The following is a 23,721-nucleotide window of genomic DNA, read 5'->3' as shown; positions in this document are numbered from 1 at the left end:
GTGTGCGCTTCACCGGATTCCGCTTCGGCATGGCCGTCGCCTTGGGTGGCCTTCTGGCAGTCGTGACCCCACGCGGGGGTGGGGTGGCGTCGTCGCGTCTGCTGCTGGGGCTCTCGGCGGCGGGGATGCTGGCCAACCCGGGCACCTGGCCAATCATGGTGGCCGCGGGATCGACCCTTCGCGCGCGACACCGAGCCAACTCTGACCGCTGTCTTGCCGACGGAGCCTCTCCGATTGTGGTGGAGGGGCGTTGCCGTGGAAGACGCGAGGCCCCGGGCGGCTGCGTGATTCGTGCGGGCGGGGATCAGTTTCTTCTCGATGAAGAGTCGGGAGAACTGCTTGCCGGAAGGATGGCCTTCGGCCGATTCAAAGCGGTGGGCTTTCGCACTGCGGGAGACCCGTCCGCGTTTGACGCGGCGGCGTGGGCGCGGATGCGCGGGTGGCAAGGGCGGGCCGAGTGGGTCGGTGCACCGGCCGGGCTCACGCGGGCGCCTGGGCTGGAAGCGGCACTCGACCGGACAGCCTGGCGCATTCGGCAACGCGTGCGCCAGCGCCTGGGCGCGGAGACGCTGCCCGGGGCGCTCGCGGTGGCCCTGTTGATTGGGGATCGTTCGGGGTTGCCCCGAGACTGGCGGGAGTCCTTCCGCCGAGCCGGGATTGCGCATGTGCTCGCGCTTTCGGGGATGCACGCCGGACTTCTCGGGTTCGGGGCAGGCGCTCTTCTTCGCACGATGCGCCTTCCGACCGCCGCGTCGGCGGGAGTCCTCGGTGTCCTCCTGACCGCTTTCGCGTGGGTAGCCGGCGGAGGATCGCCGGTGGTGCGAGCGGTAGCCCTCGGGACGATGGCCGGATGGGGGAGAGCCCTCGGGCGTTCGCTGAACGGGCGACACGCGCTGGGACTGGTCGCGGGAGTCATGCTTCTCCTTCGCCCGGAACTGCTGCGCGACCCCGGCTTTCGGCTGTCCTTCACGGCGGCGGGCGTTCTCACGGTCGCGGGGGCCGCCGGGATGGCGTCGTCGGGCAGGCTGGCGGGAGTGCTGCACGGACTCGCGATTTCGGCGGCTGTGACGCTGGCGACCGCCCCGGAAGTCGCCGGGGCCTTCGGGCGCATCAGCATTCTGTCACCGGTGACGACGCTTCTGGCTGCTCCGCTGGCAGCCGGGTGTCTGGGGTGGGGAGCCCTCGCGGGAGCATTTCCGATCGACGGGTTTCTGCCGGATGCGTGGGCGGCTGCCGCCCGGATTTTCGCGTCCGGCCTCCTCCTGCTGGCGAAGGCGGCCGCGGCAATCCCGGGCACCGATCATGCGGTGGCTGCCCCCGGGTTCTGGACGCGCATTCTCCTTCCTGTCGTGGGGCTGCTTGTCGCCCGCCGAAGGCTGCCCACCCGGCGCGAGCGACACGCGCTGGCCGCTCTGTGCTTACTGGCGGCCACGGATCTCGTCCCGCGCGACCGCCTGACGATTCTGGATGTCGGACAAGGCGATTCGATCCTCGTCGAGGAAGGGGCTCAGAGCGCGTGGATCGACGGGGGGCCTCCCGGGTTTCGTGGGCAGGCCGGACGGGGGCTGCCCGCGCTGCTTCGACGAAAGCGAGCCGGGGCCCGTGCGATGGTCGCCACGCACGCGCACGCCGACCATGTGGGAGGGCTGGTGGAATCTCTGACTGCGGGCCATGCGCCTCGTGTCCTCCTCTGGCCCGGCTCCGACGGAGCCCCCCCGCGCATGCTGTCCCTGCTTCTCTCTGCTGCGGAGGAACGCGGCACGAGAGTTCTCACGGTGACTCCCGGCAAACCCCGCGACCCGCTGAAGACTCTGCGAGTCCTGGCCACGCGGGTTCTTCCGTCGTCTGCGTCCCCGGAGAATGACCGCTCCCTCGTAGCCCGCTGGGAGGCGGGAGCGGCCAGCGCATTCCTGACGGGAGACCGGGAAACGACGGGGGAGGAGGTGCTCGTCTCGGAGGCGCCCCAGGCCCCTGTCATCATCCTGAAGGCAGGCCACCATGGCGGACGCACCTCGACCGGGGAGGGTCTCCTCCAGCAGGTGGACCCGCGAATCGTGGTGGCCTCCTGCGGACGGGGGAATCCTCACGGGCACCCTCATGAAGAGGTGCGCCAGCGGCTCCGCAATCGCGGGATTCCCCTTCTGACCACGGAAGCGCACGGCTCTGTCATGATCACCGCGACGCGTGTGGGCTTCCGCCTCCGCTGGTGGCGGGGATTTCCGCGCAATGCGCGGCTCCGCACGCACAATACCGCTGGCGTGATCCGAAGCGAAGAGACTACACTTCCGCACCATCGGACACAGGAGTGAACACCGTGCGCGTCGCCGTATTCGCATCCGGGCGGGGCAGCAACTTTCGAGCGATTCTCCACGCCGCACAGGCCCCCGAGCATCCGGCGAGGGTAGTGCTGTGCGTGACGGATCGCCCGGGAGCGGAAGCCACGCACCTTGCCGCCGAGGCCGGGATTGCAGTGGAGGAAGTCCTCCCCGGCACGCGGCGCGGTGCCTGGGATCCGGAAGTAGTGCGGAGATTCCGGGAGGTTCTTCTGGAACACGAGATTGAAGCCGTCTGTCTGGCGGGTTTCATGCGCCTGGTGCCGCCAGAGATCGTTCGTCAATACCCGGGGAGGATGCTGAACATCCACCCGTCGCTGCTCCCCTCATTTCCGGGACTGCGTGCGCAGCGACAGGCGCTGCGTGCCGGCGCTCGCGTGACGGGCTGTACCGTGCATTTCGTGGATGACGGACTGGACACCGGACCGATCCTTCTGCAGAGGGCGGTTCCCGTGGAGACGGATGATACGGAGGAGACACTCTCCGCGAGAATCCTCCGGGAGGAACATCGGATATACCCGCACGCGCTGGCACTCCTTGCATCCGGTCGCGTGGAAGTGGAACACGGACGGGTCCGATGGCTGGACCCCACACCATCCGGAAGAGAGAGATGACCGAAGCTTATACCCCCACCGTGGACCTTCCGACGCCGCTGCATCAGGGCAAGGTACGGGATGTCTACGATCTCGACGACCGCCTGCTTCTTGTCGCGACAGACCGCGTGTCCGCCTTTGACTGCATCCTTCCGGACGAGATCCCCGACAAGGGCCGCATTCTCACCGGGATCTCGGACTTCTGGTTCCGCCGGACGGAGTCCCTTCTTCCCAATCATCTCGTGTCGACCAATCTGGAGGACCTCCCGGAACCCTTCCGGTCGGAACCCTGGCTGCGGGGGCGCTCCATGCTCGTGCGCCGCGCGAAGAGAATCGATGTGGAGTGCATTGTGCGCGGATTCGTCGCCGGAGGAGGATGGGCGGAGTATGAGCGCACGGGGCGCATTCAGGAGCATGTCCTTCCCGCGAACCTGTCCCGGGGATCGCGCCTGGAAGAGCCGCTTTTCACGCCGTCCACGAAAGCGGATGAGGGGCACGACCGCCCGATCCCGTTCGATGAAATGGTCAACATGGTCGGCGGAGATCTCGCGGAACGCCTGCGGGAGCTCTCACTTCTGGTGTATGGCGCGGGATGCGTCATGGCCGAGGAGCGTGGTTTCCTTCTGGCCGACACGAAGTTCGAGTTTGGGCTTGTGGATGACCAGCTCATCTTGATCGACGAAGTGCTCACCCCGGATTCTTCGCGTTACTGGCGCAAGGATGACTACACGCCGGGGCAGCCGCCCGAGAGCTGGGACAAGCAGATTATTCGGGATCATCTGGAAGAGCTGGACTGGGACAAGATGCCGCCGGCGCCGGCGCTTCCGTCCGCTGTGATTCACCGCGCCCGGGAAAGGTACATGGATGTCTACCGCGCACTCATCGGCCGCGATCTCGAGCGCTGACCCGGGTTCTGCAGACACGAAGGTCTGCGCCGCCCTCCTCTCCGCCTGGGACAAGACGGGAGTCGTGGAACTGGCCCGGGTTCTTGCGAAGGGCGGAACCCTTCTCCTGGCATCGGGGGGCACGGCGGACGCGCTCCGGGAGGCCGGTCTTCCCGTCACTTCAATCGAACAGTACACGGGCATGGCTCCGGCTTTCGGCGGGCGTGTCAAGACGCTCCATCCTCGCGTCCATGCGGGCATCCTCGCGCGGAGGGATGTGCCCGAGGATATGGCGGACCTTCACAAGTCCGGCGGGCAGCCCATCGACCTGGTATGTGTGAACCTGTATCCGTTCGAGCAGGCGGTCCGAGAGGGGCGGTCTCCCGAAGAGCGCACGGAGATGATCGACATCGGCGGGCCCACGCTTCTCCGCGCGGCCGCAAAGAACTGGCGCTCCGTGGCTGCGGTCTCCGACCCGGCGGACATTCCTTCATTGATCACAGAACTGGAAGAGTCCGGTGGAGGGTTGTCAGCGCGGACGCGAAGACAGCTGGCGGCGCGCGTGTTTGAGACGACAGCCCGGTACGAGACGGCCATTCGAGACGACTTTCTCGACACGGACTCGCCACCGGAGTGCTGCCGCCCGGACGGGATGGAGCAGCACCTGCACGCAGCCGGGGACCTTCGGTATGGTGAGAACCCGCACCAGTCCGCCGCGCTCTATTCGACGGCCGATCCGGTCTCGGGCGAAGACCTCCCGGGTGGCTGGCGAAAGCTCGCCGGGAAGTCTCTCTCCTACAACAACTGGGTGGATCTGACCGCCGCAGCCGAGGTCGCGGCCTCGCTTCCCGGCAATGCCGCCGTCGTCGTGAAGCATACGAATCCCTGCGGCGCGGCTGTGGCTGACTCCCAGACGGAAGCCTGGGAACGCGCACTTGCGGGCGACCCGGTTTCGGCATTTGGGGGGATCGCCGCATTCAACCAGCCCGTAACCGGCAAGGCCGCCGCGAAACTCACCGAGCTCTTCCTGGAGGTCGTCACGGCTCCCGGTTTCTCCGAGGAGGCGGTCGCCGAACTTTCCCGAAAGAAGCGACTTCGCCTGGTGGAGTACGACCGAGCCGATCTTCTGCGCGACCGCCGGGACTTTCGCACGCTGCCAGGCGGCGTGTGCGTGGCGCAGGACGCCGGTGGCGAAGACCCGGGGCCAGCCTCGTGGGAGCCCGCTTCTGTGCGAAAGCCCACCGCGGAGGAACTGGCGGATCTGGACATCGCCTGGCGCCTGGTCAGCGCGGTGAAGTCCAACGCCATCGTGCTCGTTCGCGGCGGCCAGCTTCTCGGGGCGGGAGCCGGGCAGATGAGCCGAGTGGACTCCGTCCGCCTGGCCATCGAGAAGGCCCGCTCACATGGACACGAACCGCATGGCGCGGTGCTGGCTTCGGATGCGTTCTTTCCTTTTGCCGATGGTCCCACGCTGGCCCTGGAGGCCGGGGTGGCCGCGCTGGTTCAGCCGGGAGGATCCCGCCGCGACGGAGATACCGTGGCTGTGGTGGATGACGCCGGGGCCGCCATGCTCTTCACCGGACGCCGGGTTTTTCGACACTAGACGGAGGTTGCATTGACCAGCACGACGGAGAAGGCCGTACTTCGCGAGTGGATCGCCATTCTTGACTTCGGTTCTCAGTACACGCGTCTCATCGCCCGCAGGATTCGCGAGGCCTCGGTATTCTGCGAGGTACTGTCTCCCCGCTCTGCAGCAACCAGGCTGGGAGATCCCGGACTTCGGGGTGTCGTGCTTTCCGGAGGGCCACGGTCCATCGATGACGAGGGTGCGCCCGGGCTGCCTCCCGAAGTGCTGAACTGCGGCGTGCCTGTGCTGGGGATTTGCTACGGGATGCAGCTTCTGGCGCGGGAGTTGGGTGGTACCGTGACGCGCCATCGCGGGCAGCGCGAGTATGGTCTGGCACGGCTGAAGGTGGAGGCCGGCGGGTTGTTTGATGAACTGGCTGGCGAGATCGATGTGTGGATGAGTCACGGAGACCTGGTGGAAGTGCCGCCACCGGGAGCCACCGTCACCGGACGCAGTGCGGGCACTCCCTGCGCCGCCTTTCATCATCCCGAACGCCGCATTTACGCGCTCCAGTTTCACCCCGAGGTCTCTCATACACCGCAGGGTCCGCGCATTCTTGACAGCTTCCTGGATGATGTCTGCGACTGCTCCAGAGACTGGAAGATGGGATTCTTCGCCGAGGAGTCCATTCGCCAGATCGAGGAGACGGTGGGCGACCGCTCTGTCCTTTGTGCGGTCAGTGGGGGAGTGGACAGTTCCGTCGCGACCGCTCTTGTCGCGAAAGCCGTGGGAAGCCGACTCCATCCCGTGTTCGTCGATCACGGTCTCCATCGGAATCTGAAAGAGGTTCACGGCGTGCTCGATGTGCTGGAGGAGGCGGCCGGGGTGGTCATCCAGAGGGTCGATGCCGCTTCGGTCTTCCTCGACGCGCTGGACGGAGTGACCGATCCCGAGCGGAAACGCCGCATCATCGGCGAGACCTTCATCCGTGTATTCGAGAAGGAGGCGCGTTCCATCGGGGATGTCTCGCTTCTCGTTCAGGGTACACTCTATCCGGATGTGATCGAGTCCGCGGGGTCGGAGACGGCCGCGCGCATCAAGACCCACCACAATGTCGGGGGCCTTCCCGAGAACATGGACCTGGATCTTCTGGAGCCGTTGCGCGAACTCTTCAAGGATGAAGTACGCCTTCTGGGTCAGGAACTCGGCCTTCCGCGGAGTCTGGTCCAGCGACAGCCATTCCCCGGGCCGGGGCTGGCCGTCCGCACGCTCGGTGCCATCACGGCGGATCGCCTCACGATCCTCCGCGGTGCGGACGATATCTTTCGAACGCTCCTGCGGGAGTCCGGATTGCACGACGAGACTTGGCAGTCTTTTGCGGTCATCCTCCCGGTGAGAAGCGTGGGAGTCATGGGAGATGCGCGCACCTACGAAGAGGTGATCGCACTGCGTGCGGTCACATCAGTTGACGGCATGACCGCAGACTGGGCGAGACTCCCGCATGACTTCCTTGCAGAGTGTTCTCGGCGGATCATCAACGAGGTTCCCGGTGTGAATCGTGTGACTTATGACATCACTTCCAAGCCTCCCGGGACGATCGAGTGGGAGTGAGGCCACCCGGCTCTTTTCCGAGTAGTCCACTCATACTGCTGAAGCGGATCGCCTCCCGCGCCGATCCTCTCCTTATGAAAGCCTGCCTTCTTGCGTGGCTGGTTCTGCTTCCTGCGGGGGGTGGGGATGCGCACGCCGCGATGCCTGCCGAACCGGATCCCGTCACTCCCGAGAGGATCGAGCGGCTTCTTGCGTTCGGACTGGCGACCGAAGCGGAGGCACTGCTCCGGCAGTCAGGGCCCACCGAAGCGTGGGCTCGGGGGCGCTTCCTGGAAATCCTGCTCTGCCGGGGGGGCGCCACGGAGGCCTTGGAGTGGCTGGAGGGATGGGGAGGGGCCACAGCACTCCCCGAAGGCGCACTCTTCACGCGTGGAATGCTCTGGGAGCGCGTCCGGGACTGGGACGCGGCGGAAGAGGGTCACGCCCTTTCCGCCTCCCGGGAACCTCTTCTGTCCGACTACGCATCTTACCGTGCCGGATTGTGTGCGGAGAACGACGGTCGGCTGCACGATGCCTCGTCGCACTACCGGCGCGCTGCACAGTCGGCGCGCAATGGGAACCTCAAGGCGGAATGCTGGTGGAAGGTGGCGACCATCGCCGCGCACAGGGATCGACCCGCGGAAGCTCTGGACGCATTGGAGCGGATTCCTCGACGATCGGTCATCGGTAGATCGCGTCTTCTGGAGCTGGAGTCGGACTGTCACCGCGCGATGGGCGATCGCGCACGGGAAGCCCGCGCTCTTCGAGCCCTGATCGACAGTCGAGTAGGGGAACACGAGGCCGTGTTGGCGGCCATTCACCGGCTGCCCCGCCTGGAAGAACTGTCGGCTGCGGATCGCGTTCTCCTGGCCGAATCCGCGCTGCGAGCAAAGACCCCGGCCGATGCCGAGCGGCAGGCTCGCCGTGCTCTTCGGGAGCTTCGCCGCAATCCGGATGCCGTAGTGGAAGGCCGCGCGCGATTGCTGGTCGGGCAGTCTCTCGCGGCCCGCAAACGCTATACCGCCGCTCGAAGAGAACTGAAGCACCTCCCGCCCGGGGCGTTGGCGGACGACAGAGCGCAAGCCGCGGTAGAGCAAGCCCGGTGCTTGTGGCGACTGGGTCGAATCGACGAAGCGCTTCGGGAGTACGATCGCGTGGCCTCCGGAAGCGGACCGGTCGAGATCCGCGCGACGGCCGCCTGGGAAGCGGCCCGCGAGGCTCGCGACCATGCACGCTGGACGAATGCCGCACAGCGGTTCGCGCAGTTCCATGAAGAGTTCCCGCGCCATGAGTATGCGGACGATGCACTCTGGCACCGGGGCCGGGTCCTCTACGAAGGCGGCCGCCGGGAAGAGGCTCTGGCCCCCTGGGCTGAGCTGGTTACTACGCACGCGGGCTCTCCCTATCTGGAGGAGGCCATCTACTGGCAGGCCCGCATCCACCGGGAGGCCGGCCGCGACTCCACTGCGTGCGAGACCCTTCGGGGTCTCGTCTCGCGAAGCCCGGACAGCTATTGGAGTCTCCGTACACGAGAATCCGGGCCGGGGGAGGAGTGCGGGCCGCTGATCGCTTCTCACAGTCCGCGAAGCCCCCGAGAGTGGGTCCGAATCAGGCTCGGAGAGGACTCGCCGGAATCGTGGGACCGTGCCGCCGAGGCGGTACGCAAGAGCGAATCCTTTCGACGCGCGCGCGCCCTGGCGGCGCGTGGACTTCCCGGAGAAGCGGAGCAGGAGCTGGAGCAGATTCGCGCCACCTATTCCCGGAGCCCGGAGGGACTTCTTGCCTTCGCGGAAGCGGCTCAGTCGATCGGAGTGTCGAGGCCCGCCATTCGAGCGGCCGCAGATCTCAAGGCGCTTGTCGGCACTTCGCTTTTCGAAGGTGACTTCCCCACCGGGCTGCTTCGCCTGCTCTACCCGATCGACCATCTGGATTCTGTGCTACGGTGGGCGCACGAGTATGATCTGGATCCACTGTTTCTCTACGCGGTCATGCGGGAGGAGAGCCGCTTCGATTCCGATGCGGTGTCCTGGGCGGGGGCGCGAGGCCTCCTGCAGATTATGCCCTCGACCGGAAGAGATCTCGCGCGTCGTGTGGGCGTTCGCAACTTCGACCGCACGGATCTCTTCCGACCCGATTTGAACATTCGCCTGGGGGCCTTCTATCTTCGCTCACTTCTCGACCAGCTGGATCAGGAGTCCGCGCTTGCGCTCTCCGCGTACAATGCGGGAAAGCGGAACGCGGTCCGATGGCGGGATCGAGTGGCCGGAGAGTTCGATGTGGATCGTTATGTTGTGGCCATCACCTATCGGGAGACCTTTCGCTATGTGCAGAAAGTGGCTCGCTCGTGGGAGGTCTACCGCGCCGCATACGGTCCGCAGGGCTCCAGTCTGGATGCGATTTCGGACGGTCGCTAGCGTCCTCCTTCTGTCGCTGCTTCCGGCTTCGGGGGAGGGCATCGCCCGTGCGGAATCCCCGTCGCCCACGACGCTCGTTCCTCCTCCGCGGGCGCACACCTTCGGCATTCGCCGGGTCACCTCTCGCGAGCTGGCGCTCCTCCTTCCCGGGAGGCGATTGAAAGCCCCGGCGGGGATCGGCGTGGCGCTGCTTCATGAACTCGATGATCCCGCGACATCGCGTGATGATGACGAAGTCACACTGGTCGCCGTCGATCAGGACAGTGGGATGCTCTGCACCAACTTCAGCCTGATGCGTGCCGGTTGCTGGACCGGATCGGACTGGAGCGAGGGGCGTCTTCTCCGCCCGGAAGATGTCGCGATCGACCGCGACGGGAATGTGGCCATCGCCGATACCGGGAACGGCCGCGTTGTGCTCCTGAAGCACGAGGCGGGGGAACTTCTTCCGATCGCGGCCTTTGGCGGCTATCTCGAACCCACCGGGATTGCGGCCTGTGGAAGAGGGGACTTTCTCGTATGCGACCGCAGTCGCGGCGTGGTGTCACGATTGCACGGGCAATCGGGCGTGCGGGTGCCATTCGGCATGGAGGTTTCGTTCGACCGACCGATCGATGTGGCGACCATCCCCGACGACGGTCGCCTCCTCCGGGGCAGGAAGCGCGTCGTGGCAGTGGTGGACCGGGATGGCGAACGGTTGCGCATCTTCGGGGTGTCCGGCGAACTCCATGCCACCTTCGCCGCGAGACAACTGGACCTTCCCGGCGCCAGGTTTCGCTCGATCGATCTGGACTATCTCGGGAACATCTACGCCACGGACCCACAAGGCCACCGCATCCACAAGTTCCGCCACGATCTTCTTCCGCTCCACAGCTTTGGCAGCCGCGGAACGGAACCCGGCGAGTTCCTGTCCCCGTGGGGAATCGCGATCCACCGACCGCTGGGGCAGGTGTTTTTGACCGAAGAGGGGGGAGGGCGCTATGAATGGGTGGGGACGGACATTCTGGACTTTCAGGCGTCCACCGCGGACGGCTCGACAGCCTTTTCGTTCCTGCTCACGGAGGATTCGACCGTCACCTTCCGGGTGCTGAATGTGTCGGGCAAGGAGGTGGCCGTTCTCATCTCCGACACGCGACACGCTGCCGGACCGCAGTTCGGAACCTGGGACGGGACCGACTCTTCAGGGGCGCGGGTGCCCGTGGGCGTGTACATTGCGGAGATCAGGGCCCGGGCCACCTATGCGTCCCGTTCGACTTTCGAAAAGCGCACGATCGAGACCTTCGTTCGATGAGGAGAGTTCCGGTGATCCAACACGGGAAGGAACTGGAGGAAGAACTCACCGAGGCCGCGCGGCGCGTGGCGGGGGAAGCACCGCGAAAGGCCATCCACCTGGCTTCCATTGTCATCCCTCTCGGCATACTCCATGCCCCGTTGGGCGTCACGCGGCGCGTCCTTGTGCTCGTGGGGGTGGGGTTTCTGATCTTCGATCTCATGAGGATTCACCACCCGAAGCTGCGGACCTATTTCGGCGTGTTCTTCGGGAGCATCATTCGCCTTCATGAGACCCGTGGTGTGATGGGTTCGACTTACCTCTTGATCAGCGCACTGTTGGTCACTTGGCTCTTTGATGTTCACACGGCCGCCGCGGCATTGATCTATCTCATCGTGGGAGACACCTTTGCGGCCATGATCGGGAAGGCGTGGGGGCGGACCAAGCTCTTTGGAAAGTCACTGGAGGGATTTGCCGGAGGCTTCCTGGTGTCCTTCGCCGCAGTGGCGTTTCTGGTGCCGGAGATTCCGCTCGAGGTGCTGCTGGCGGGGGCATTGGCGGCGTCGGTGGTGGAGATACTGCCCCTGCCGGTGGATGACAACTTCCGAATCCCCCTGGTCGCCGGGGTAGTGATACAGTCTCTGATGTAGGCGGAGCGCGGTCACTGGAGAGGAGTCCACTGTGAGACGCCCAGTTCTCAGAGTCCGCATCGGCGAGCCGAGCGGTGAGTTCCAACTGCATCGTGAGGATGAGCGCACCCCGGGATCGCTGGGCATCTTGATCGCGTCGCCTTCCGGGCTGGCAACGGATGTATCGAAGGTGCTCCGCACGCTTCACGACCCCCATGGACCGCTGGAACTGGATCGCCGAATGGCCACGGCCGCCGGGAGAGCCGGGATGGCCACCGCGTTCCTGGCTGGACAGGGGAACCGCGTCTGGGCCTATCCGGCTCCCGCGTTTCGAATGGTCCTGAAAGGGGCGGGACAGGAGGTCCCGCTCGACGACCCCCAGGTACTGAGTCTCAAGCCTGACGAAGAACTTGAGCTTCGCGTGGCGCGTGGCGGAAAGGTCCTGGGTGCTGTCCGCTCAGAACCGATCGCCGCCTCCCCCCTGGACGCATCTGGGCCACCCCGACGGCGGGCCGCACTCCTGGCCGGTGCTTCCGGGCGCGTGTCCCGCCGTTTTGCCGGAATCATCGGGGGCGTCGCAGGCCTCGCGCTTCTCGTGGGTGCGTTCCTGGCTGTCTGGCCGCGGATCGAGCCGGCCTTCCTGACACCGAACGCCGAGGAGCTTGAGAATCGAGTGCTTGGGTTTGTTGCGGGATCCGTCTCCTCTCCGGCGAACGGCCTGCCGGAGGCGGAGGACGATGCGCGGCAAGCGCCTTCCTCACAGGAGGAGGCGGCGGCGATCGTACCGCCGAACCCGCCTGCTGCCGTCCCGCCAGGACCGGAAGAAGCCGCGGATCCCGGAGCCGGCGAATGGGTCTTCCGGACGAGGGGTGCCATCAGTTCGTCTCCGTGTGTGTGGGATGGTGGCGTCCTCTTTGGATCGCGGGATTCCACACTGTATTACCTGGACGCCGCGACGGGTGCCCTTCGCTGGAAGCTGTCGGCAGGCTCGGGCATCGGGTCCTCGCCCCGGACCACCGATCAGGCCGATGGCCTGGTGCTCGTGGGCACCTATTCCGGCGAAGTCCTCGCGGTAGACCCGGTGCTCGGGGAGTTGCGCTGGAAGGCCCGCACCTCCGGGCGCATTGTCTCCAGTCCGTGTGTGGTGGAGGGTTCGGTGATCATCGGATCCTACGATCAGTCGGTATACTGCTTCGACCTGGCCGATGGGACGCGCCGCTGGAGAACCCGCACGCAAGGTCGAGTTCGCGCCACCCCTGAAGTATGCGGGAGCGGTCGAGTCGCGGTGGGATCCGCGGACGGAACGGTGTATTGCCTCCGCGAAACAGATGGGGCTGTCGTCTGGAAGAGGCCCACACCGGCGTCCGTTCTGGCCAGCCTCGCCTGGAATCCCGACAACAACGCGCTGGTGGTCTGCTCCAACGATGGAACCGTGGCGTGCCTCAACGCTGCCGACGGGAGTCCTCTCTGGGATCGTCGCCTCGAACCGGACCTCAACGCGCAACCTGTCTTCGCGGGAAGAACCGTTCTGGTCGGGACCGGCGAAGGACGCCTGCATGCTCTCGCGCTGGAGAACGGAGAATCCCTCTGGACCGCGGAGGGCCGCCGCGGATTCGATGCCCGCCCGCTTGTTGTCGGAGCGCACATCGTGGCGCCCACTTATGACGGAGCGGTGCATGTGTTGAATCTCGCGGATGGAAGTGCCGCCGCCGTCCATGAACTCCCCGGGGAGGTGTACAGCTCCCCGGCTGTCGACGGAGACAGGATCTTCGTCGGCACTCTCTCCGGCTCATTCCACGCGCTGGCGCTCCCTTGACACCACGGGAACCCCTTCGCTACCCTCGCTCGTCGCGGCGGCGAGGGCATTGTGACCACAGGTTGAATCACCCTTCACATGGAGAACTGGTGTCGTTCTCGGGAGTTCCGACATTTCCTTCCTGAATCGCATGATCGCTGCCGTCTTTGGGACCCAACAGGATCGCCAGCTGAAGCCCTATCAACCCAAGCTCCAGGCCGTTCTGGCCGCCGGTGAGCGTCTGGCTGGTCTGTCCGATGATGAGCTTCAGGCCGAAACTCCCGCGCTGCGTTCCCGTCTTCAGAATGGGGAGAGCGTGCAGGACATCCTCCCCGACGCATTTGCCGTGGTCAAGGAAGCCTGTTCCCGCCTGGTGGGGAAGTCGTGGGATGTGGCGGGCACTTCCGTGGAATGGAACATGATCCCCTACGATGTGCAGCTCGTCGGGGCCATGGTTCTCAACGACGGGCGAATCGCGGAGATGGCGACCGGGGAAGGGAAGACCCTTGTCGCCATCTTCCCGCTCTATCTGAACGCGCTGGAAGGCAAAGGCGCGCATCTCGTCACCGTCAACGACTACCTCGCCGTCCGGGACAGCCAGTGGATGGGCGGGGTGTTTCGCTTCCTCGGCCTCTCTGTCGGCGTCATCCAGCACGGCCAGAGCCCGGCGGAACGAAGGGGTGCCTATGAAGCGGATGTCACCTACGGCACGAACAACGAGTTTGGCTTCGACTATCTGCGCGACAACATGGCCGTCCGAGCGGAGGACCGCGTCCAGCGGGGCCACGCCTTCGCCATCGTGGATGAGGTGGATTCCGTACTGGTCGATGAAGCGCGAACGCCGCTGATCATCTCGGGTCTGGTGGAGGGCGACACTCATCGATTCGACGAGATGAAGGTCCTGGTGCGGAAGCTCTTCTCCAGCCAGCGTGCGCTCGTCTCCGAGTTGCTGGGGGATGCGGGGACGAATCTGGAGTCAGACGATGAAGACGCACGCTATGACGCGGGGCGAATGCTTCTCAAGGTCCGCCGGGGAGCGCCGCGCAATCGTCGATTCATGAAGCTCCTGGCGGAAACAGGAGTCAAGCGTCTGATCGACAGAGTTGAGACCGACTTCATGCGAGACAAGACGCTCCACGAACTGGACGAGGAACTCTTCTACACCATCGACGAGCGTCGTCACAACTGCGACCTGACCGACAAGGGCCGCCAGTTGATTTCCCCGAAGAGCCCGGAGACTTTTGTCCTTCCGGATCTTGCGGAACAGTTGAGCCTTCTGGACACGGATTCGGAGATGGACGCCGAGGCGATCCAGTCCAGAAGAGACGCCATCCATGCGGACTACGACGGCCGTGCCGAGAAGATCCAGAACCTGAGCCAGCTGCTTCGCGCCTACTCGCTTTACGAGAAGGATGTGAACTATGTCGTGCAGGACGGCAAGGTCGTCATCGTGGATGAGTTCACGGGCAGGATGATGCCGGGTCGCCGTTTCTCGGACGGATTGCATCAGGCTCTGGAGGCCAAGGAAGGCGTCCACATTGAGCGTGACAATCAGACGCTTGCCACGATTACGCTGCAGAACTACTTCCGCATGTACGATCGCCTCGCAGGAATGACCGGAACCGCAGAGACCGAAGAGTCGGAGTTCGTGGAGATCTACGATCTGGATGTCGTGGTGATCCCGACCAATCGCCCCATCGTAAGAGTGGATCACGAGGATCTGATCCTCCGCACCAAGCGAGAGAAGTTTGCCGCGATCGTGGACGAGATTGAGGAGTGTCACAAGGCGGGGCAGCCGGTGCTGGTCGGTACGGTTTCCGTCGAGACCTCGGAGCTGATCTCCCGCTTTCTCCGCCAGAAGCGCATCCCGCACGCTGTGCTGAATGCGAAGCACCACGAGAAGGAGGCGGAAATCGTGGCGAACGCCGGGCTCAACGGCGCGGTCACCATTGCCACGAACATGGCCGGGCGAGGGACGGACATCAAACTCGGGCAGGGCATCGCCGATCTCGGTGGTCTCCACATCATCGGCACGGAACGCCATGAAGCGCGGAGGATTGATCGGCAGCTTCGCGGGCGGGCTGGCCGTCAGGGAGACCCGGGGTCCTCTCGATTCCATCTTTCGCTGGAGGACGATCTCATGCGCCTCTTCAGCTCAGACCGTATCGCGGGGATCATGGACAAGCTCGGCCTCGAGGAAGGGGAAGTCATCGAGCACAAGTTCGTCACCCGCGCCATTGAGAAAGCGCAACGCCGGGTTGAGGAACAGAACTTCGGAACGCGAAAGCACCTCCTTGAATACGACAATGTGATGAACAAGCAGCGCGAAGTCATCTATGACCGTCGCGCCATGAGTCTGAGTGGTACGGATCTGGCGGAAGAGTGTCGCAACCTGGTCGCCGACATTGCGGCCGCCACCGTGGAAGACGCGACAGCCTCCTCCGGCCTGGAGTCCCACGAGGAGTGGGACTGGACGGGCCTCCGTCATCAGTTGGGCCACCGACTGGGGATCGACCTGGACTTCGCGAAGGCTCTTGAGGACGGCGCGGCCCCCGAGAGCTTGAAGGAGACCGCTGTAGAGAAGAGCCTGGCGTATTTCGCGGAACGCGAGAGCCGTTTCGGGCCGGAGCTGTTTCGGCAGTTTGAGCGGTATGTCACGCTTCGCACGCTCGACGATCACTGGAAGGACCATCTCTACTCTCTGGATCGACTCCGGGAAGGAATCGGACTGCGAGCGTACGGTCAGAAGGACCCCCTTCTGGAGTACAAGAAAGAGGCCTTCTCTCTCTTCGCGGACCTGATCGATCGCATCGACCTCTCGATTGCCGAGCGCATCATGCGCACGGAGATTCGTCTGGAAGAACCCCCTCCGCCACCAACGGGCGTCCTCCGCCATGAGGCGCCCGCTCGCGTGGGCGCGGGTGCGCCCGGACCGTCCAGGCAGCGCGCGCAGGCACCCCCTCCGCCGCCGACCGGCCATCGAGCGGCGACGGCGACCAAGGTCGGCCGGAACACCGCCTGCCCGTGTGGAAGCGGCAAGAAGTACAAGAAGTGCTGTGGGAGCGCGTGATCGTTCGGAGTCCGGGAGACCCCCTCGGGTAATCGTGATCGGGGGAGGCCTGGCGGGTTCCGAGGCGGCGCTCACCGTCGCTCGCCGTGGGCACCGGGTGGAGTTGCGGGAAATGCGCCCCCTCCGCGCAACCGAAGTTCATACGACCGGCCTGTTTGCGGAAGTCGTCTGCTCCAACTCCTTCAAGTCGGCGTTGCTGACGCGTCCCAGTGGGATTCTCAAGGAAGAGATGCGCAGGCTGAACTCCGCCTTGCTTCCGTGCGCCGAGGAGTCCCGGGTCGAGGCCGGAACAGCGCTCGCCGTGGATCGGACCGCGTTTGCGGAGACGGTCACCCGGGCCGTGGAGGGCGAGGCCCGCATTCGTACAGTCAGAGAAGAAGTCGTGGAGCTGCCGGAGGCCGAAGCCGTCATCGTGGCGACCGGGCCGCTGACGACCGGGCCCTTCGCGGACGCGGTCATGCGCCTCGCGGGATCCGATCACCTGCACTTTCACGATGCCACCGCTCCCATCGTGCAGGCCTCTTCGCTGGATCAGAGCAGGGTTTTCCAGGCCAACCGCCGGGATCAGGGTTCCGGACACTATCTCAACTGCCCCTTCACCCGCGAAGAGTACGAGGCCTTTGTCGAAGCGCTGCTGGCGGCGGACGCGGTGCCGCTTCACGATTTTGAGTCTTCCGGTTTCTTTGAGAACTGCATGCCGGTGGATGACCTCGCCCGCCGCGGACTCGCCACGCTGCGGTTCGGCCCGATGCGGGCAGTGGGACTGACCGATCCGAGTACGGGAAGGTGGCCGTACGCCGTGGTCCAGCTTCGTCCGGAGAATCGCGAGGGAACCGCCTACAACCTGGTCGGCTTCCAGAATCGCATGCGCCATGGAGATCAGCGGCGCATCCTTCGGATGATCCCCGGACTGGAGCATGCCGAGTTCCTGCGATTGGGAAGAGTTCACCGAAACACCTACCTGGACTCCCCACGGATTCTGGACAACCGCCTTCGCTTCCGATCCAATCCGTCCGTATTCCTCGCGGGGCAACTCACCGGTCTGGAAGGTTATGTGGAAGCGATCGCGACGGGGCTTCTCGCGGGGATGTTCGCCGCTGACGCCCTGACCGGTTTCATGCGCGAACCCCTTCCGGCGGAGACCGCGCTGGGGTCCATTCTCCGATTCGCCACCTCCTATGACGGTCCGGCCTATCGGCCCACCAATGCGAATCTGGGGCTCTTCCCCCCGCTGGAAGATTCTACGGTGCGCAGGCGCGATCGAGGCGCCAAAGTGGGGGAGAGAGCGCTCGCCTCACTGGACGCCTGGCTGGACAGATGCGACAAGGTCGCTCCACACTCCTGCCGGACACGCGCGGAGGGAATGTGATGTCTGAAGAGAAGCCGCCCCTTCTTCCTGAAACGATGGCGCTCCTCCAGTCTTTTGAGCGTTACCTGCGCTACGACCGCGGACTGGCACCCGGCACCGTCCGGCTGTACTTGCGCGATGCGGAACGATTCCTTCGATTCGTCCGGTCCGCATCGGGCACCGACGCTCTCCCGGACACTGTTCCCCCGACTCTTGTCTCGGCTCATCTCGCGCGCCTGCGGGATGCGGGCGTGGGTCGAAGAACGCTCGCGCGCGTGGCAGCCGGGCTTCGGCGCTTCTTTCACTTTGCACGCCTGCAGGGGACGATTACCACGGAACCGGATCTCGATGTGCGCGAGAAAGCACGCCGTCGAAGATTGCCCCGGGCCATCCCGGAAGCGGAACTCGAGGAACTCCTCGACGACCAGCGTGCCGTTCCGATCCCTCCCCGCGATCGCGCACTCCTGGAGACCCTCTACGGCAGCGGCCTGCGTGTGGCGGAAGCGGCTGCGCTGAGCGTGGGCGACATCGATACGCATTCGCGCACGCTGTGTGTGACCGGCAAAGGCGATGTGGAGCGGATCGTTCCGTTGACCGCAGCTTCGCTGGACGCCTTGATCGTCTGGCTCCGGACACGCGGCATCCGAACCGGACTCAGTCAGCATGCGACGCGCGCTGTGTTTACCAATGGGAAGGGTGGGCGGTTGACAGTGAGATCGCTGCACCGCATCGTTCGCCGGTATGTTCCTTCGCGCGGAGAGCGTGGCACCGCTTCTCCGCACGCACTGCGGCACAGCTTTGCCACGCACCTTCTCGACCACGGTGCGGATCTGCGCACGGTGCAGGAACTACTGGGACACGCTCGGCTCTCGACGACGGCGGTCTATACCCATGTGACTCGCCGCCGCCTTCAGGAGGCGTACGACGGCGCTCACCCGCGCGCCGGAGAACCGGATGAGGAGGAAGCATGATGACCGAGGCGTATCACGGCACGACGATACTCGGCGTCCGAACCAAGAGCGGAGTGGCGCTGGCCGGAGATGGTCAGGTGACTCTCGGACATACTGTCGTCAAGCGTGGCGCCGTCAAGGTCCGACGCCTGGAGGACTGGGATGTCCTGTGCGGTTTTTCTGGAAGCGCTGCGGATGCCTTCGCCCTCTTCTCCAAGTTCGAGAAGCGTCTCTCCGAGTTCAATGGGCGCGTGCACCGCGCCGCGGTAGAACTTGCGCAGGAGTGGCGCAGCGATCGCATACTCCGAAAGCTGGAGGCACTTCTGGCGGTCATGGACCGGGAGCACTCACTGATTCTCTCCGGCAGTGGAGATGTGATCGAGCCGGATGACGGGCTGGTGGCGGTTGGTTCCGGTGGTTCCTATGCGCTGGCCGCCGCACGAGCCTATTGCGACGCGGGAAAGACCGACGCGGCCGATATCGCCCGCGATTCGCTCCACATTGCGGCGGGAATCTGTATCTACACAAACGATCAGATCGAGGTGGTGGAACTGTGACCGAACCGCCCGGGATCGCGCCTTCCCTGAGTCCCCCCGCCCTCACACCCGCGGAAACGGTCGCGGAACTGGATCGTTTCATCGTCGGGCAGGCGGCCGCCAAACGCGCGGTCGCCATTGCGCTGCGGAATCGATGGCGGCGTCAGCAGGTCGAAGAGCCCATGCGTGCGGAGATCATGCCGTCAAACATCATCCTGATCGGACCCACGGGTGTGGGGAAGACGGAGATCGCGCGGCGGCTGGCGAGACTGGCTGCCGCGCCTTTCGTGAAGGTGGAGGCTTCCAAGTTCACGGAAGTCGGCTATGTCGGGCGTGATGTGGAATCCATGATTCGAGACCTGATGGAACTCTCCATCGATCTGGTGCGCACGGAGGCCCGGGCCGTTCATGAGTCCCGCGCACTGGATCTTGCCACCGAGAAGCTCCTGGACATTCTCTATCCGCCTCCTCCACCCCACGCGCCCTCGACGGGAGCGGAGGCCCCGGATGGGGCGGCGCACTCCGCGGAAGCGTCCCGGCGAGAGGCGGCACGAGACAAGCTGCGTGTTCGCCTCCGTGAAGGGGATCTTGACGATCGCGAAGTCGAGATTGAGGTCGCCTCTGGACGCCCCGGCACGATGGATCTCTTCACGCAGCAGGGAGTGGAGCAGATCGGGATCGACCTCCAGGAGATGATGGGGGGGAGCCGCGCACCCCGTCGGCGGAAGGTGACGGTAGCGGAAGCTCGCCGACTTCTTCAGGAGGAGGAACTGGACGGCCTCCTGGATCAGGAGCGAATCGTGACCGAGGCTCGGGAGCGCGCCGAGTCCTCCGGCATTGTCTTCATTGACGAGATCGACAAGATCGTCGGTGGACAGGGGAAAGAGGGGCCGGATGTCTCTCGCTCCGGAGTCCAGCGCGATCTCCTCCCGATCGTCGAGGGAAGCACTGTCCGGACCAAGCACGGCGTCGTGCGCACGGACCATGTGCTGTTCATCGCCGCCGGGGCGTTTCACGGAACCAGCCCGGCCGACCTGATTCCCGAACTCCAGGGGCGCTTTCCCATCCGTGTGGAGCTGACTTCACTGAACGCAGAGGACTTCGTGCGCATTCTCGTGGAACCGGAGAGCGCGTTGGTGAAGCAGTATCATTCTCTTCTTGAGACGGAAGGAGTGGAGCTGGACTTCACCGACGAAGCCATCCGCGAGATTGCGCATCTGGCCTGCCGGGTCAACGAGTCGTCGGAGAACATCGGCGCCCGCAGGCTGCAGACGGTTCTCGCAACGCTCCTGGAGTCGTTCCTCTTCGAAATCCCCGACCGCTTCTCGGGGAAGGGCATTCGGGTGGATGTGGAGATGGTCCGCCACCGTCTCGCGGAGGCCGTGGAAGATGAGAACGTGCGCAAGTACATCCTATGATGACACGCATCGATGTCGTTTGCGCTTCAGCCTGGAGGACCGGTGCTCTCGCGCTGACCCTGGCTGTGGCCCTCCTCGGGTGCGCGAAGGTGGCTCCGCCCTCCGGAGGTCCGGCGGATCGAGACCCGCCTGCCGTGTCTTCGATGATTCCCGCGCCGGACTCGTCCTCCGTGGACATGGAGTCTCCGCTGGTGTTGAACTTTTCTGAACGCACGAACCACCGAAGCGTCCTGAATGCCCTGACCATCTACCCGCCGGTGGAGTTCGAAGAGTCCGCGTGGACGGACACTTCACTCGTGCTGTTGCCACTGAAGGGCTGGCGATCGGACCGGCCTACCGTCGTCGTGCTTGCGGGCACCGCACGCGACACGCGCGGCAATCGCATGGGAACGCCCTTCGTCTCCCGGTTCACCTGCCAGGAGACCGCCGACTCGGCTTCGGTCACCGGAGTCGTATGGGTTGGCCGGGAGGATTCCGCCGACAGTCAACTCACGCTCGCGGCCTTCCCTCCACCGGATCGGCTTGCTGTCCGCACAGTGGAGGACGATGCAAACGAATCCGACGATTCCCCCGCAGACAGCACAGGTCCGGTACCGCCGGATCCTCTGACGACATTCCCGGTCGCGGTGACTCTGGCCACCGCCGGGGAGGAGTTCCGACTCACCGGACTCAACCCAGGCGTTGCGTACCGGATCGTCGCGACGCTGGATCGAGACGGGAATGGTCGACCCGATTCTCGTGAGAGCTGGGCGGAAATGGCGCTTCTCTTCGCCGAAGGGGAGAGCGCGCGCGCATTGGACGACTTCCTCGTGGGGTCGCTCGATTCGCTGGGTACGGTGGCCGGAAAGGTCTCCGTGGACTCAGGCGAAGTGGCCGTGGTTCGCCTCCTGCCGCCTGCGCCGGAGGCCGATTCCCTTCTCGTGGAACCGAGCGTGGTGGGTGTGTTCCCGAACGGCGGGTCATTCTCCGTGGAAGCTCCCACCGGACATGAGTATCGCGTCGAGGCCTTTGTCGATTCCGACGGAGACACGCTCCGAAGCGACACGGAGCGCGGTGAGATCGCGGATAAGTCCGCCTCCCTTCGCTTCGCGAGTCGGGCGAAGGGGTTCGTGTTTCACTTTGCGACGCAGGCTCCGGAAGATGCTCTCTGGGAAGAGGGAGACGGCCCCCGGGTCGCTCGTGAATCCGACGAAGAGCAGGAGACGCTGGGCACCGATGCGCCGGGAGAGTCGCCTGCCGGGAACCCGCTCGAACCGACCGAAGCCCCTGCGGAATCTCCTCTGCCCCCCTCGCCACCCGATGAAAGCGAGGAAGAGGGGGAATGACTATCCGCTTCACCAAGATGGTCGCCGCGGGGAACGACATGATTCTGGTGGATCACCGCAATCAGGCACTGGCGGGCCGCGAGTCCGAGGCTGCCCGGTCCGCGTGCGCGCGCCATGACGGGATCGGAGCGGACGGACTGATTCTGCTCGAGCAGGATCCGGAGGTCGACTTCCGCGTCCGCTTCTTCAACCCGGACGGAACCGAGTACCGCCTCTGTGGAAACGGAGCCCGCTGCATCCCGTATTTCGCGGAATCCGTGGGACTGGGACCGGGGCCGTTTCGGTTCCGTACGGGGTCGGGGTTGCACACGGCGCGCACGGTGGAAGCGGGAGTGGCGGCGGTCACCGTGCCGGGGATCCGGGAACTTCGAACGGACATCCCCGTCCAGCTGGACGGGCACGCCTGCCGCGTGGACTGGGGAGACATTGGCGTTCCCCATGCCGTGCTCTGGATGGACCGGCCGGTCGTCGAGGTGCCTCTCTTGCTCTGGGGACCCCAGCTCCGGGGCGCGCCCGCATTTGCGCCTGAGGGCACCAACATCAGCTTCGCCCGGAAGATCGCCCGTGACACGCTGGAGATCCGCACCTACGAGCGGGGAGTCGAGGCCGAGACCACCTGCGGGAGCGGGTCGTGCGTCGTGGCCATGCTCGCGCGGCGGCGTGGATGGGTCGGAGAGGAAGTCACGCTGATCGTAAGCGGGGGAGAAGCGCTGATTGTGCAGCTTCCGGCCGCGCCAGGTGGAGAACTCGTCCTCACCGGGCCGGCTGTCGCGGTCCATGAGGGCAGTTTTGGTTTTCCCCCACGCAACCTAAAGGGTTGAAACAGAATCCTTTGACACCTGTTCCGGCACTCTGGTAGGGTACGCCCCGTTTTCAGATTATCGTCTTCCCGCATCCTGGCCGGGGTCGCCGGAGGGATGCGAGCAGGCAGGAGGTTCCCCGGATGACGAAGGCGGATCTTGTCGACCGTGTCACGGCTGCTACCGGCCTTACGAAGAGAGATGTGGCCGTAGTGGTGGATCGCTTTCTGGATGCGGTCGGAGCGGCACTTTCCGGAGGGAGCCACATCGAAATCCGCGGATTTGGCAGTTTCAAGGTCAAGTCCCGTGGGGCCCGGATCGCCCGGAATCCCCGAACCGGTACCACCGTGGAGGTTCCGCCCAAACTCGTTCCCTACTTCAAGGTATCCAAGGAACTTCGGCGGATGATCGAAGAGGCGGATCCGGTCCTGGAAGCCGACAGCGTGTCGAGCGCGAGGGCCGAAATCCCGGAGGGAGTCCCTGCACCGGGACATCCGTCGGAGTAGCGCAACCACAGAACTGTTTGAGGAGTGACAGAGGAATGCCCAGCGGAAAGAAGCGAAAGCGCACGAAGATCGCCACTCACAAGAGGAAGAAGCGATTGCGCAAGGATCGACACAAGAAGAAGTAGGTCCTTCAGCCAAGAGGGGTTCATGAGTTCGCCCGCGGAACGCAGAACAGCAAAGAGAGTCCCCGCCCGGTTGGATGTACGGGTCGAGGGTGGAGCCATTTCCGGCGACACGGTCTCCATCTCCACGATCAACATCTCCACCGGGGGTGTCTATGTGGAGATCCCGCATTTCATCGAACCGCTGACCAAGCTCTCCATTGCACTCATGATCCCCGGCCCGACGGAATCGGAAGAAGCGTCACTCATCGAAGTCGAGGCCATTGTGGTTCGAACCCTTCCCGACGCTCCTTCCGGGGATGTGGAGCGCTACGAAGTGGCCTGCGCGTTCCTGGAACTGAGCGACTCCTCCCGGGATCTCATCAATCGGTATGTCCTGAGCCACACGCCGCCGCCCGCCTCCTGATCGGACCGGCGCGGGCCCATTCTCCATCGTACTCCCGCGGCCGTTGAGTCCGCCGGGTTCGGACGCGTTTGCCGTCCCCCCCCCGCACGCCTCCCGCCGCATGACATGCCGTGTTCCGGCAGCAATACTGGTTACCTCGAAGGCCCAATCTGCCGATCCAACCGAGGA

Annotated in this window: 18 protein-coding genes; all 18 read left to right on the top strand. The window is 64.9% G+C overall.

Annotated features, from left to right (window positions below):
• Positions 1-29: 29 nt before the first annotated feature.
• Positions 30-2,309 carry a ComEC/Rec2 family competence protein gene (locus tag QF819_01965; GenBank protein ID MDP6801931.1) on the top strand — a complete coding sequence of 760 codons (2,280 nt, stop codon included), beginning with the start codon at positions 30-32 and terminating at the stop codon, positions 2,307-2,309.
• The gene (gene purN, locus QF819_01960) at positions 2,306-2,947 is read left to right on the top strand and encodes a phosphoribosylglycinamide formyltransferase (GenBank protein ID MDP6801930.1); all 642 of its coding nucleotides are present in this window, start codon (positions 2,306-2,308) and stop codon (positions 2,945-2,947) included. The genes QF819_01965 and purN overlap by 4 nt, the downstream gene beginning before the upstream one ends.
• Complete coding sequence (locus QF819_01955; GenBank protein MDP6801929.1) at positions 2,944-3,831, top strand: phosphoribosylaminoimidazolesuccinocarboxamide synthase; 888 nt, start codon at positions 2,944-2,946, stop codon at positions 3,829-3,831. Before purN ends, QF819_01955 begins: the two co-directional genes overlap by 4 nt.
• Positions 3,791-5,413, top strand: a complete 1,623-nt coding sequence (purH, locus tag QF819_01950; GenBank protein ID MDP6801928.1) for a bifunctional phosphoribosylaminoimidazolecarboxamide formyltransferase/IMP cyclohydrolase — start codon at positions 3,791-3,793, stop codon at positions 5,411-5,413. Before QF819_01955 ends, purH begins: the two co-directional genes overlap by 41 nt.
• 12 nt (positions 5,414-5,425) lie before the next feature.
• Positions 5,426-6,988 carry a glutamine-hydrolyzing GMP synthase gene (gene guaA, locus QF819_01945; GenBank protein ID MDP6801927.1) on the top strand — a complete coding sequence of 521 codons (1,563 nt, stop codon included), beginning with the start codon at positions 5,426-5,428 and terminating at the stop codon, positions 6,986-6,988.
• A 74-nt stretch (positions 6,989-7,062) separates the two neighbouring features.
• Positions 7,063-9,381 carry a transglycosylase SLT domain-containing protein gene (locus tag QF819_01940; GenBank protein MDP6801926.1) on the top strand — a complete coding sequence of 773 codons (2,319 nt, stop codon included), beginning with the start codon at positions 7,063-7,065 and terminating at the stop codon, positions 9,379-9,381.
• Positions 9,359-10,669, top strand: coding sequence for a FlgD immunoglobulin-like domain containing protein (locus tag QF819_01935; GenBank protein MDP6801925.1), 1,311 nt, complete (start codon positions 9,359-9,361; stop codon positions 10,667-10,669). Before QF819_01940 ends, QF819_01935 begins: the two co-directional genes overlap by 23 nt.
• An 11-nt stretch (positions 10,670-10,680) precedes the next feature.
• Positions 10,681-11,298 carry a phosphatidate cytidylyltransferase gene (locus tag QF819_01930; GenBank protein MDP6801924.1) on the top strand — a complete coding sequence of 206 codons (618 nt, stop codon included), beginning with the start codon at positions 10,681-10,683 and terminating at the stop codon, positions 11,296-11,298.
• A 31-nt stretch (positions 11,299-11,329) separates the two neighbouring features.
• Positions 11,330-13,093, top strand: a complete 1,764-nt coding sequence (locus QF819_01925; GenBank protein ID MDP6801923.1) for a PQQ-binding-like beta-propeller repeat protein — start codon at positions 11,330-11,332, stop codon at positions 13,091-13,093.
• Positions 13,094-13,223: 130 nt separating this feature from the next.
• Positions 13,224-16,142 (top strand): preprotein translocase subunit SecA, encoded by a 2,919-nt coding sequence (gene secA, locus QF819_01920; GenBank protein ID MDP6801922.1) that lies wholly within the window; start codon positions 13,224-13,226, stop codon positions 16,140-16,142.
• Between the two features lie 34 nt (positions 16,143-16,176).
• A complete protein-coding gene (trmFO, locus tag QF819_01915) occupies positions 16,177-17,511 on the top strand; it encodes a methylenetetrahydrofolate--tRNA-(uracil(54)-C(5))-methyltransferase (FADH(2)-oxidizing) TrmFO (GenBank protein ID MDP6801921.1) in 1,335 nt (444 codons plus the stop codon).
• Complete coding sequence (locus QF819_01910) at positions 17,511-18,461, top strand: tyrosine-type recombinase/integrase (protein ID MDP6801920.1); 951 nt, start codon at positions 17,511-17,513, stop codon at positions 18,459-18,461. The genes trmFO and QF819_01910 overlap by 1 nt, the downstream gene beginning before the upstream one ends.
• The gene (gene hslV / locus QF819_01905) at positions 18,461-18,997 is read left to right on the top strand and encodes an ATP-dependent protease subunit HslV (protein ID MDP6801919.1); all 537 of its coding nucleotides are present in this window, start codon (positions 18,461-18,463) and stop codon (positions 18,995-18,997) included. Before QF819_01910 ends, hslV begins: the two co-directional genes overlap by 1 nt.
• Positions 18,994-20,394, top strand: a complete 1,401-nt coding sequence (hslU, locus tag QF819_01900; protein ID MDP6801918.1) for an ATP-dependent protease ATPase subunit HslU — start codon at positions 18,994-18,996, stop codon at positions 20,392-20,394. Before hslV ends, hslU begins: the two co-directional genes overlap by 4 nt.
• Positions 20,391-21,719 (top strand): Ig-like domain-containing protein, encoded by a 1,329-nt coding sequence (locus QF819_01895; protein ID MDP6801917.1) that lies wholly within the window; start codon positions 20,391-20,393, stop codon positions 21,717-21,719. The genes hslU and QF819_01895 overlap by 4 nt, the downstream gene beginning before the upstream one ends.
• Positions 21,716-22,540, top strand: coding sequence for a diaminopimelate epimerase (gene dapF, locus QF819_01890; protein MDP6801916.1), 825 nt, complete (start codon positions 21,716-21,718; stop codon positions 22,538-22,540). The genes QF819_01895 and dapF overlap by 4 nt, the downstream gene beginning before the upstream one ends.
• 59 nt (positions 22,541-22,599) lie before the next feature.
• Entirely contained in the window at positions 22,600-23,025 is a 426-nt protein-coding gene (locus tag QF819_01885) for an HU family DNA-binding protein (GenBank protein ID MDP6801915.1), read from the top strand.
• A 147-nt stretch (positions 23,026-23,172) separates the two neighbouring features.
• Entirely contained in the window at positions 23,173-23,553 is a 381-nt protein-coding gene (locus tag QF819_01880; GenBank protein MDP6801914.1) for a PilZ domain-containing protein, read from the top strand.
• Positions 23,554-23,721 lie beyond the last annotated feature (168 nt).

The sequence above is a fragment of the Gemmatimonadota bacterium genome (genome assembly GCA_030747075.1).
Lineage (GTDB): Bacteria > ARS69 > ARS69 > ARS69 > ARS69 > ARS69.
This window is presented reverse-complemented; position numbering and strand designations above follow the sequence as displayed.